This window comes from Rhodococcus cerastii, from assembly GCF_033042195.1.
GTDB lineage: Bacteria > Actinomycetota > Actinomycetes > Mycobacteriales > Mycobacteriaceae > Rhodococcoides.
In genome coordinates, this window is sequence record NZ_JAWLKF010000013.1 from 13,792 (window position 1) to 25,580 (window position 11,789).

At 64.0% G+C, this 11,789-nt stretch carries 10 protein-coding genes; 2 read left to right on the forward strand and 8 right to left on the reverse strand.

Going from position 1 to position 11,789, the window contains the following annotated elements; all coding sequences use genetic code 11:
- Positions 1–121 precede the first annotated feature (121 nt).
- Positions 122–808: a pyridoxamine 5'-phosphate oxidase family protein gene (locus R3P93_RS19455; protein WP_317533797.1), complete on the forward strand. Its 687-nt coding sequence runs from the start codon at positions 122–124 to the stop codon at positions 806–808.
- Here R3P93_RS19455 and tgt read toward each other — a convergent pair.
- The 7 genes from tgt to R3P93_RS19490 all read right to left on the reverse strand — a co-directional run bounded on the left by tgt (position 762) and on the right by R3P93_RS19490 (position 10,061).
- Positions 762–2,000 (reverse strand): tRNA guanosine(34) transglycosylase Tgt, encoded by a 1,239-nt coding sequence (tgt, locus tag R3P93_RS19460; protein ID WP_317533798.1) that lies wholly within the window; start codon positions 1,998–2,000, stop codon positions 762–764. The genes R3P93_RS19455 and tgt overlap by 47 nt on opposite strands.
- An 87-nt stretch (positions 2,001–2,087) precedes the next feature.
- On the reverse strand, positions 2,088–4,022 hold the full coding sequence (locus R3P93_RS19465; protein ID WP_306438702.1) for an ABC transporter ATP-binding protein: 1,935 nt from the start codon (positions 4,020–4,022) through the stop codon (positions 2,088–2,090).
- Positions 4,023–4,030: 8 nt separating this feature from the next.
- Entirely contained in the window at positions 4,031–5,761 is a 1,731-nt protein-coding gene (locus R3P93_RS19470) for an ABC transporter ATP-binding protein (RefSeq protein WP_317533799.1), read from the reverse strand.
- A gap of 90 nt (positions 5,762–5,851) precedes the next feature.
- A complete protein-coding gene (locus R3P93_RS19475; RefSeq protein WP_317533800.1) occupies positions 5,852–8,140 on the reverse strand; it encodes an MMPL family transporter in 2,289 nt (762 codons plus the stop codon).
- Between the two features lie 2 nt (positions 8,141–8,142).
- Positions 8,143–8,820 carry a TetR/AcrR family transcriptional regulator gene (locus tag R3P93_RS19480; protein WP_317533801.1) on the reverse strand — a complete coding sequence of 226 codons (678 nt, stop codon included), beginning with the start codon at positions 8,818–8,820 and terminating at the stop codon, positions 8,143–8,145.
- 86 nt (positions 8,821–8,906) lie between these two features.
- Positions 8,907–9,365, reverse strand: coding sequence for an RrF2 family transcriptional regulator (locus tag R3P93_RS19485; RefSeq protein ID WP_149407222.1), 459 nt, complete (start codon positions 9,363–9,365; stop codon positions 8,907–8,909).
- 60 nt (positions 9,366–9,425) lie between these two features.
- Positions 9,426–10,061: an SOUL family heme-binding protein gene (locus R3P93_RS19490; RefSeq protein ID WP_317533802.1), complete on the reverse strand. Its 636-nt coding sequence runs from the start codon at positions 10,059–10,061 to the stop codon at positions 9,426–9,428.
- Between the two features lie 111 nt (positions 10,062–10,172).
- Here R3P93_RS19490 and R3P93_RS19495 point away from each other — a divergent pair, with 111 nt between their 5' ends.
- The gene (locus R3P93_RS19495) at positions 10,173–11,078 is read left to right on the forward strand and encodes a sterol desaturase family protein (protein WP_317533803.1); all 906 of its coding nucleotides are present in this window, start codon (positions 10,173–10,175) and stop codon (positions 11,076–11,078) included.
- Here R3P93_RS19495 and R3P93_RS19500 read toward each other — a convergent pair.
- A complete protein-coding gene (locus tag R3P93_RS19500; RefSeq protein WP_317533804.1) occupies positions 11,059–11,748 on the reverse strand; it encodes a YceI family protein in 690 nt (229 codons plus the stop codon). The two genes, R3P93_RS19495 and R3P93_RS19500, sit on opposite strands and share 20 nt — an antisense overlap.
- Between the last annotated feature and the right edge of the window lie 41 nt (positions 11,749–11,789).

Genomic DNA, 11,789 nt, shown 5'->3' on the forward strand with positions numbered 1-11,789 from the left:
GCGTGCTGCTACTACACAGTCGGTAGTACCACCGTACGCCCCGATCCGAAGTGACGGTGCCGAGCGCGTCAGGCAGCGGCCTGAACGCGGGAAACACCAGGCCTGTCCTAAGGTGACACCCGTGCCGCAGAGCAACCACTATCACCACTTGATGTTCGGCCCTGCTGCGATTGCGCGGCAGAAGGTCGACGGTAGTTACACCGCCTACGGCTCACAGACCGAGCGACCGGACGACGGCCCGACGCCTCTCGACACTCGCGAGAAGGCCATGATTCGCGCGCTGGATCAGTTCCAGATCGCCACTGTCGCCGAGACCGGGTGGCCCTACATCCAGTACCGAAGTGGCCCGAAAGGCTTTCTGCAGGTTCTCGACGATCACACGTTGGGTTTCGCCGATTTCGCCGGAAACCACCAGTACGTGACGGCGGCCAATCTCGATCACGACGATCGCGTCGCACTGCTTCTGGTGAACTACCCTCTGCGCCAACGGCTCAAGCTCTACGGACGGGCACGTACCGTCGAAGCGGCCGACGACCCCGAACTGCTGGACCGACTGAAAAAGATCGGCGACATGACCGTCGCCGCCACGTGCGAACGAAGCGTAGTGATCGACGTCGAGGCATTCGACTGGAACTGCACCCGCAGCATCATCCCCCGCTACGACGCGGCCTACCTCGCGGAGCTGTCCGAGGTCTACCAGCGCAAAGCCGGCGAGCGGGAACAGGAACTGCTACAGCGTATTTCGGAGCTCGAAGATCAGCTCACGCAGTCTTCGACGCATAGAAGCGACCCAGGAACTCCGTCTTGAATTCCGCGAAGCGTCCCTGATCGATGGAGGCGCGAATGTCGTCGACCAGCTTGACGGTGAAGCGCTCGTTGTGGATGGTGCACAGCGTCGAGGCGAGCATCTCCTTGGCCTTGAACAGGTGATGGATGTACGCGCGGGTGTAGTGCGCGCAGGTGTAGCAGTCGCAGTTCTCGTCGATCGGGGTGAAGTCGCGACGATGCTTGGCGGTGTTGATGTTGAAGCGTCCCGTCGGCACGTAGATCGCCGCATTGCGAGCCACGCGTGAGGGATTGACGCAGTCGAACGTGTCGGCACCGTTCTCGATGGCGGTGAAGAAGTCGTCCGGTTCGCTGATGCCGAGCATGTGCCGCGGCTTGTGTTCGGGCAGTTCCTCGTTCACCCACCGGGTGATGGTGCCGAGGTTCTGCTTCTCGAGTGCCCCGCCGATTCCGTAGCCGTCGAACCCGCGACCCGTCTCTCCGGTGATGGTCTCGAGATCGTGTGCGGCCTTGCGTCGCAGATCCTCGTACTGGGCACCCTGCACCACCCCGAACAGCGCTTGATACGGCTTGTCGGCGCGCTCGACCGTCAGCCGTTCGTGCTCGAGGACGCATCGCTCGGCCCACGCCTGCGTCCGATCGACCGACTTCTCCTGGTAGCCGCGGGTATTCATCAGCGTGGTCAGCTCGTCGAACGCGAACATGATGTCTGCTCCGAGGCGATGCTGAATCTGCATCGACACCTCGGGAGTGAACCGATGCTTGGAGCCGTCGAGGTGGGACTTGAACGTCACCCCGTCGTCGTCGACGTGTGCGAGACGTTCCTTGCCCTCGGCGATGACGTCGTCGGACTGCACGCGCGTGGCATCCATCGAGATGACCTTTTTGAACCCCACGCCGAGCGACATCACCTGAAATCCGCCGCTGTCGGTGAACGTCGGCCCGTCCCAGTTCATGAACTTGCCCAGCCCACCTGCCTCGTCGACGATGTCCGAGCCCGGCTGCAGATACAGGTGGTAGGCGTTGGCGAGCACCGCCTGAGCGCCGAGTTCCTTCATCGCCTCCGGCAGCACCGCTTTGACGGTTGCCTTGGTTCCCACCGCGATGAACGCAGGGGTGGCGATGTCACCGTGCGGGGTGTGGATGGTGCCGGTGCGGCCCAACTCACCGTCGAGCCGGGTGCCGATATCGAAGCCGAAACTGGAGAAACTCACCGCGTCAGTATGCCGCTTCGCCGCTTGTGAGCGGAAACTCGTAGCAGGCTACGAGGCAGGAGTGGAGCCTGCGGAACGACCGGTGACTCAGCCGTGCACCTGCGGCGGAGCCGCTCCAGCCGCATTCAAACGGAAGTAGGCACCCTTGGCCGCGAGCAGTTCCTCGTGATTGCCCTGTTCGACGATACTGCCGTTCTCCATCACCACGATGGTGTCCGCGTCGCGGATGGTCGAAAGCCGGTGCGCGATAACGAAGCTGGTGCGATCGGTGCGCAGCTTCGCGGTGGCCTTCTGCACCAGTAGCTCGGTTCGGGTGTCGACGGAGCTGGTGGCCTCGTCGAGGATGAGGATCAGCGGCTTGGCCAGGAAGGCGCGGGCGATGGTGATGAGCTGCTTCTCACCGGCGCTGACGTTGTTGCCCTCCTCGTCGATGATCGTGTCGTAGCCGTCGGGCAACGAGTGGACGAAGCGGTCCACGTAGCTCACTCGCGCGGCCTCGAGGATTTCTTCCTCGCTGGCACTCGGGTCGCCGTAGGCGATGTTGTCGCGAATGGTTCCGCCGAACAGCCAGGTGTCCTGCAGCACCATTCCGGTGCGAGCGCGCAGTTCCTCACGGGTCATCTTGCGGGTGTCGACGCCGTCGAGGGTGATTCGGCCGGAATCGATCTCGTAGAACCGCATGATGAGGTTCACCAGGGTGGTCTTGCCCGCGCCGGTCGGTCCGACGATCGCGACCAGATGTCCGGGATCGGCCACCAGCGAGAGGTTCTCGATGAGCGGGCGGTCGGGAGAGTAGCCGAACGAGACGTCCTCGAATTCGACGCGTCCTCGGCGCTCGGTTGGACGCACCGCATCGGCCGGGTCGGCGTCTTCTTCCTCGGCGTCGAGGACCTCGAAGATGCGCTCGGCCGACGCGACACCCGACTGCACCAGGTTCACCATCGAACCCACCTGCGTGAGCGGTTGCGTGAACTGACGCGAGTACTGGATGAACGCCTGCACCTCACCGAGCGTGAGCGTGCCCGACGCGACCCGCAGCCCGCCGACCACGGCGATGACCACGTAGTTGATGTTCCCGAGGAACATGATGACGGGCATGATCATGCCGGAGATGAACTGCGCCCGGAAGCTCGACTGGAACAACTTCTCGTTGCGCTCGCCGAACTCGCGCTCCACCTCGGCCTGACGACCGAAGGCCTTGACGATCTCGTGGCCCGTGTACGTCTCTTCGATCTGCGCGTTCAATTTGCCGGTGTGCTTCCACTGCGCGACGAAGTGCGGTTGTGAACGCTTGGCGATCACGGCGGTGACCGCGAACGACGCCGGAATGGTCAGCACCGCAACGAGAGCCAGCAACGGCGAGATCCAGATCATGACGCCGAGGATGCCCAGCACGGTGAGAATGCCGGTGATCAACTGACTGAGCGTCTGCTGCAGGCTGGTGGAGACGTTGTCGATGTCGTTGGTGACGCGGCTCAGTGTCTCGCCGCGAGCATGGTTGTCGAAGTACTTGAGCGGCAGTCGATGCACCTTCGCTTCGACGCTGCCGCGCAGCAACAGGATTCGACGCTGCAGCGCGATGTTGAGGATGTATCCCTGCGCCCAGGCCAGCACCGCAGAGAGCACATACAGAACCAGGACCCACAGCAGCACGGTTCCTACTGCACCGAAGTCGATTCCGGCTCCGGGGGTCAGGTTCGTCCCGGACACCAGATCTGCGACGGAGTCGTTCCCCTCCGCCCGGAGCTGGTCGATGGCCTGATCTCGGGTCTGACCCGGATCGAGCTCGCGGCCGACGACGCCGTTGAAGATGAGGTCCGTCGCGTGTCCGAGGACGCTGGGTGCCGCGACGGTCAGCACGGTGCTGGCGATACCGAACAACAGCATCACCGACAGGAGCAGTCGCTCGGGAGCGAGCAGGCCCACCAGACGCTTGAACGAACCTTTGAAGTTGCGGGCCTTGGTTCCCGGCTTCACAGTCTTGGAGACGGGGGCGATCTCTTCCTCTTCCGTCTTCTCCACCTGCGCGGTCACAGTGCACCCACTGCGTGCTGCGAGTCGACGATCTCGGCGTAGGTGGGGCAATCGGCCATCAATTGGTCGTGGGTACCCACACCTACCGGCTTTCCGTCGTCGAGTACGAGTATCTGATCGGCGTCGATGATGGTCGAGACGCGCTGCGCGACAACGATCATGCAGGCATCTCTCGTCACTGCCTTCAGAGCCCCACGCAGATTGGCGTCGGTGGTGAGGTCGAGTGCGGAGAACGAGTCGTCGAACAGATAGATGCTGGGTTTGCGCACCAGCGCGCGGGCGATGGCGAGGCGTTGCCGCTGACCGCCGGATACCGTCGTACCGCCCTGCGCGACGGGAGTGTCCAATCCCTCCGGCATGGCCCGAACGAAGTCGGCTCCCTGGGCGATCTCGAGTGCCTCCCACAGTTCCTCGTCGGTGGCGTCGGATTTGCCGTAGCGCAGGTTGCTCGCGATGGTGCCCGAGAACAGGTACGGCTTCTGCGGGATCAGGCCTATCTCGGAGCGCAGCAGATCCAGATCGAGCTCGCGGATGTCGACTCCGCCGACGCGTACCTCACCGCCGGTGACGTCGATGAGTCGCGGAATCAGGTTGACGAGGGTGGACTTTCCCGAGCCGGTGCCGCCGATGATGGCGGTGACCTTGCCGGCCTCCGCACGCAGGTTCACTCCGCACAACACCGGATATTCGGCACCGGGGAATGAGAATTCAGCGTTCACGAGCTCGACCGTTCCCGGCGAGGACGCGAAAGTCTTGGGCTTGTCCGGCAACACGACCGAGGATTCGGTGGCCAGTACCTCGCTGATGCGGTCGGCACACACCGACGCGCGGGGAACCATCATCGCGATGAAGGAGGCCATCATCACCGACATGAGAATGAGCATGATGTAGCTCAGAAGTGCTGTGAGAGAGCCGATCTGCATCGTGCCGTCGTCGATCGCATGGCCGCCGAACCAGATGACGGCAACGCTGGTGACGTTGCTGATGAGCATGACCGTCGGGAACATCAATGCCATGAGCCGTCCGACGCGCAGGGCGGTATCGGTGAGCGCGGCGTTGGCCGACCCGAAACGGTCGATCTCGAAATCCTCGCGAACGAAGGCTCGCACCACGCGAATTCCGGTGATCTGCTCGCGCAGGACACGATTGACGGCGTCGATACGCTTCTGCATCGAGCGGAACGCCGGGACCATCTTGACGATGATCAGGCCCATGGAGATCGCGAGCCCCGGCACCGCGATCATGAGGATCCACGACAACCCGAGATCCTCGCGCAGCGACATCACGATGCCACCGACGCACATGATCGGTGCCATCACCACGATGGTGAACCCCATGACGATCACCAGCTGCACCTGCTGAACGTCGTTGGTGTTGCGGGTGATCAGCGACGGCGCTCCGAACTGGCCGACCTCACGGGCGGAGAACGTGCCGACGCGATGCAGGATGGCACCGCGCAGGTCGCGTCCGACACCCATGGCCGCGCGCGCACCGATGAACACCGCGGCCACCGAGCTGATGATCTGCACTGCCGAGACCAGCAACATGACTCCGCCGGCCGAGAGGATGTAGCCGGTGTCGCCGGTGGTGACGCCCTTGTCGATGATGTCGGCGTTGAGACTGGGCAGGAACAGGGCGGCCAGCGTGGCCACGAGTTGCAGCAGAATCAACGCGACGATCGGCATCTTGTACGGAGCCAGATACGTGCGCAGCAGGGGGATCAGCATGATGACCGAAGATTACTCGTACACATGGATAACAGTCTCTCCGTTCGAGTATTACGGGTAATCTTCGGCCTCTCAGCTGCGACGCGAGTACTACGCGCGCTTCTCCGGGGCCGTCTTCAGCTTGGCACCTTCGATGTCGACGTTGGGCAGGATCTTGTCCAGCCACTTCGGCAGCCACCAGGCCTTGTCGCCCATCAGCGCCATCACCGACGGGATCAGCACCATGCGCACGACGAAGGCGTCGAAGAACACGGCTGCGGCGAGCGCGAATCCGATGGACTTGATGAACGAGTCCGGCTCGGCGATGAAGGCGGCGAACACCGAAATCATGATGACTGCAGCCGAGGTGACCACGCGTGCGCCGTACTTGAAGCCGTTGACGACGGCGTCCTTGGCGGCGGCTCCGTGGACGAACTCCTCACGCATCCGCGAGACGAGGAACACCTGGTAGTCCATCGCCAGGCCGAACACCACACCGATGAGGAAGATCGGCATGAAGCTGACGATCGGCTGCGGGTTGGAGATCAGGCCGAGCCCGCCCTCTTGGAAGATGAACACCGTGGCACCGAACGTCGCGAGCACGCTGAGCAGGAAGCCGAGTGTCGCGGTCAGCGGCACCAGGATCGAGCGGAACACCAGCATCAGCAGCACGAACGCCAGGCCGACCACCACTGCCAGGTACGGGATCAAGGCGTCCTGCAGTCGTTCGGAGACGTCGAGTTCGAGCGCCGTCTGGCCGGTGACGCCGTACGAGACGCCGTCGCTGGCCTGCACGCCCGGTTCGGCGTTGCGGATATTGGCCACCAGGTCCTTGGTCTGCTCGCTGTTGGGCGAGGAGGACGGGGTGACGAGGATCTGAGCGGTGTCACCGGCCGGGTTGACGGCGATGATCTGCGCGTTGGTGACGTCGGACTGACCGGTGATGGTCTCGACGACCTTGCCGAACGAGGCAGTCCGGTCGGCCTCGGCAACGCCGGATGCGTCGGCGATGACCAGCAACGGTCCGTTGCGTCCCGGCCCGAAGCCCTCGTCGACGATGTCGTAGGCCTGACGTGCGGGCGTCGACGGGTCGGCGGTGGCGGTGGACGGCAGTGCCAACGACAGTCCTGTGGTCGGGCCTGCGATGACGCCGAGGAGAACGATGCCGCCGATGAGACCCAGCGCGGGCCTCTTGACCAGGAACCGCGCCCAACGCAGTCCGTTGGTGGCCTTGGCGTTCGGGTCCTCGGGATCGGTGGTGTTGACGAACTTGACCTTGCCCGCGAAGGCCTTGCCCTTGTAGAGACCGAGCATTGCCGGCAGGAACGTCAGTGCGATCAGGACCGCGATGAACACCGCGAAACCGGCAGCCGCACCCATCTGGGACAGGAACGGAATGCCGACGACGCGCAGCGCGACGAGGGCGATGAGCACGGTCGCGCCGGCGAACACGACGGCCGAGCCCGCGGTTCCTACGGACCGTCCGACGGCTTCCTCGCGGTCGTCGGTGAGCGTCAACTCGTGTCGATAGCGGGCGAGGATGAACAGCGAATAGTCGATGGCGACGGCCAAGCCGATCATGATGGCGAGAACCGGTGTGAACGACGACAGGTCGGCGAAACCCGACGCCGTGGTGATCGCCAGACTCGAGATGCCGATGCCGACGATGGCCGTGATGAGCGGCAGGCTGGCGGCCGCGGCGGAGCCGAACATGATAAGCAGCACCACGGCGGCGACTGCGAGACCGACGAGTTCGGACGTTCCACCGGGCGAGACGTTCTCCTGCGCGACGGTACCGCCGAGCAGAACCGTCAGGCCGGCGTCACGGGCGGGCTGCGCGGCCTCGTCGAGCTGGGTGCGGATCTCATCGGTGACGTCGGCGAGTTCGACGTTGATCGGCACGGTGACCGTGCCGACGTTGCCGTTGGGGCTCAGCGGAGACGTGGCAGCGGCGTCGGCGGCCACCTGATCGGCCGGGGTGCCTGCTTCCGTTGCCGCTTCGGTGTACCGCTCGATGATCGACTGGTTGGCCGCGACCGGGTTGGCCAGTGCCGGAGCGCCTTCCGCAGGCTTGGCCGCGTCGATCTTCTCGATTTCGGCGATGCTGGCATCGATGGCCGAGGTGTACTGCGGGGTGTCCAGCGTCTGCCCGTCGGGTGCCTGGAACACGTACTCGGCACTGACCGCGGTGAGCGGATCCTCGGCGTTCCCGAAGCGCTCCTCCTGCAGGTCCAGTGCGGCCTGGGCGGGCGTACCCGGGATGGAGAACGAGTTGACCGTCGGGCCGGACAGCGTCGCTGCGCCCACCCCGGCGAGAACCAGAATCGCCAGCCACAGTCCGAGGACCATGCCCTTGCGTCGGTACGCGAATCTTCCGATTCGGTAGAGATAGGTGGCCACTGTCAAGCTCCTCGGTTGTGTTCGGACGAGTGGGGGTGGGGTTCGGGAGTGGAGCCTGCGGAACGACCCTTGGGCTCGGGAAGTCCCGCGCGGAGTTGGTCGAAGGCGTCCTCGATGAGCGCCCTCGGCGTCGATGCGCCTGCGGAGTCGGTGACCCAGATGTTCAGTGCTGCAGTGACGGCACCACCGACGGCCATCTGGAGCAGGTTGGGGTAGAGATCGGTGTCGATATCGGTGCCGGTTCGCTCGGCGATGGCTTCGCCGAGTTTGCGGGTCAGCGATTGGTGCATCTCGAGCTTGCGGGCCATCAGGGCGGGGTTGGCTTCGATCAGCCGCGCTGCCGCAAACGTGTCGTCCAGATCCCGGCCGGGGTCCGCGACGAGGTCGATTGCGATGTGCCGCAACGAGTCCCAGATCGGTTCGGTCGCCGGCCTGGCGCGCAGGAGCTCGAACCATTCGAGGGCAGACACCTCGATGTGATGGAGAACTGCTTCTTCTTTGTTGGAGAAGTAGTTGTGGAACGTGCGGGTGGAGACTCCCGCTTCGTGCGCGATGGCGTCGGCGGTGACCGCGTCGATGCCGTGCTCCTTGCCCAGACGCACGGCGGCCATGCCGAGGGCGTCGCGGGTGGCGGCCTTCTTCAGATCACGAAGGCCAGTCGGAGAAGTCACGCTTACCAACCTACGGAACTTGCACTGTTCTGCAAGTTTGCAGTGATGTGCAATTTTGTCGATCGCGCCACAGCTGGCAGTGGATGTGACTCAGGTCATCGACGTGCCCACGCGGTCGGCTCGCTGATGAGTTCCCCGACGAAGTCCGGCAGGTCGTTCTCGACGATGTCCGCCAGCGACACCGCCTCGAGCACCGCCCGCAGATTGACCCGTACGGCCAGCCATACCCGGGTGAGCGGCTCGGCCGGACCGGAATACTCCGCATCCTCGGGCCGCTGACCGCGCACCGACGCCAACGGGCCTTCCACGGCTCTCATCACATCGGCAACAGAAATGTCCGACGCCTCCCGCGCCAGCCAGTAGCCGCCGTCGGGTCCCCTTCTACTGCACACCAGATCTGCGCGACGCAGATCGGAGAGCACCGATTCGAGGAACTTGTGCGGAATGCCCTGCGCCATGGCCAGGGCCTCGGCCTTCGCGGGCCGCTGCCCACCGACCGCCGCGAGTTCGACAAGCGTCCGAACCGCGTAGTCCGCCTTGGCCGTGATGTGCACGCTCAATTCCTACCACTGCGGTAGGGAATTAGCGAGCAGTTGCCGGAATACCCCGACGTGTCAGGAACCTTCCGGCACCGCCACGACCACCTCGTTGCGACGGAACGGCGCCAAGGTCCATGGAGGATCGTAGAACCAGGTCATCGGCTCACCCAGCATCTCGATGTCGTGGGCGCGCAGCGCTTCGGTCAACGCCGTCATCTTCGGTTCGACGTTGTCCCGGCCGCGGCCACCGCTGAAACGCAGCACGGCAACCGTTTCCGCCGGAACCTCCGTCAACGTAACGCGATCGTCGTCGGGCTTGGGCAGCGTGTCCATCGTCCACTCGGCAGGCATGAAGAACCGGACAACCCAGCCGTCACTGCCGGGCGTGCTCGACACAGGCGCAGTCATCGCAATCTTCTGCGGGCCTGCGGACGATTGACTGACGGGAGCGGTCATCGCGACCTGTTTCTTGCCCCCGTTTCCACCGAAGATGTATCGAGCCAGGCGACGGAAACCCTCCCGCCGCGCCTCTTCCTCATCGGCGTCGACGGTGGTCTGCGCCGCGATGCGCGGTTGGTAACGACGGATCTCCACCGCATCGGTGAGTCGACGGCTGGTGTGCGGCGGTTCTTCGGTACCGACTCGAATCCCGACGACACCCAACACCGACTCGACCACCTGCCCGACCGTGGACGCGATCTTTTGCAACAAGTCCGACTCCGCTCTCTCGGCCGACAGGTGCGCCCCTTCCACGGTACGAGCCTTGGGAAAGCTGGACAGACAGCGTTACACTCATCCTTTGACTGTCACGCGGGAGGTTCGATGGAGAACTGGATCGGTTCGGCGTGGAATGCACTGCCCGAGCCGCTGCGCGATCCCGTGGCGCTGGCCATTCCCGCGTTCGCGCTGTTGTTGGCGATCGAGTGGATTGCGGCCGCGAAGCTCGAGGACGGTGAACGCGGTAGCTATTCCGCCAGGGATGCGCGCTCCAGCCTGAGCATGGGACTGGTGTCGATCGCGACCACCACGGCATGGAAGGCGCTCGCGCTCGTCGGCTACACGGCGATCTACGTCTATGTCGCGCCGTGGCATCTCCCGGCCGACGCCTGGTACACGTGGGTGATCCTGATCCTGGGCGTCGACCTGCTGTTCTACGGCTATCACCGCATCGCGCATCGAACCCGACTGATCTGGGCGACGCATCAGGCACATCATTCGAGCGAGTACTTCAACTTCGCGGCGGCGCTGCGACAGAAATGGAACAACAGCGGCGAGGTCATCATGTGGCTACCGCTCCCCCTGCTGGGTATGCCGCCGTGGATGGTGTTCGTCGGCTTCTCGATCAACCTCGTCTACCAATTCTGGGTACACACCGAGCGCATCGACCGGCTGCCGCGTCCATTCGAGTTCGTCTTCAACACGCCCTCGCATCATCGCGTCCATCACGGCCGCGATCCTCAGTATCTCGACAAGAACTACGGCGGCATCCTCATCATCTGGGACCGCCTGTTCGGCACCTACGCCGAGGAAGTCGCGCGCCCCAACTACGGACTCACCAAGCCCGTCGACACGTTCAACATCTGGACCCTCCAGACACACGAATACCGCAACATCGCGCGGGATGTTGCGGCATCGCGGTCGTGGAAGGAACGCGTCGGATATCTCGTCGGACCGCCGGGATGGACGCCTGGGCCCGCGAGAGAACGCGCTACTGCTGACTCAGATTGATCAGGAAGTCGACGGTTCCCGAGCCCTCCACGGTGACGAAGCCGAGCGACGGCGGTTCGATTCCGTAGTCGGTCCACGTCGTCGGAATTGCGCCCGACGCGATGAGCGTGTCGCCGGACTGCAGCACCTCCATCTGCACCGAGACCGGACGCGTCTGATCCTTGAGCGTCAGTGTGCCCTCGGCGGTGACGGTTTCGGTGGTGCCGTCCTTGGGCAGAGAGGACAGATCGATCGGCGAGTCGATGTTGAACGTCGCCGTCGGGTAGGTGGCGGTGTCGAAGATGTTGCCGCGGAACTGGCTGTCGCGACGATCACTGTCGGTGGTGATCGAGTTGGTCATGACGACCACCTGCCCCTCGGTGAGGGTGTCGTCGGCGATGACGACGTTGCCTGCGACCTCGGTCGTCGACCCGACAACAGTGACATCGGACCCGTTGAGCACTTCGTCGACGGTGTAGCCCGCGGCGGTCGCGTTGGCAGCGTCACCTGGGGTGACGATCCACCGTCCATCGATGCTCTCGGTGCTGGCGGCTTGCGCGCCCGAGGTGGACACCGATGCTGCTGGGGCGTCGTCTTCTTGGAGCGATGCATAGATCTTGGGGCCGAAGTACAGCCCGAGCGCCACCACGGCGACGACAACTACTCCTACGATCCACCATTTCTTGGTCATGACTGCCGATGATAGTTGCAGCTTCAAGCCTATGGGGAGTG

Excerpts from the sequence above, each read along its gene's own strand:
- R3P93_RS19495 (WP_317533803.1), top strand. The coding sequence starts at position 10,173 with ATGGAGAACTGGATCGGTTCGGCGTGGAATGCACTGCCCGAGCCGCTG.
- R3P93_RS19470 (WP_317533799.1), bottom strand. The coding sequence starts at position 5,761 with ATGCTGATCCCCCTGCTGCGCACGTATCTGGCTCCGTACAAGATGCCG.
- R3P93_RS19500 (WP_317533804.1), bottom strand. The coding sequence starts at position 11,748 with ATGACCAAGAAATGGTGGATCGTAGGAGTAGTTGTCGTCGCCGTGGTG.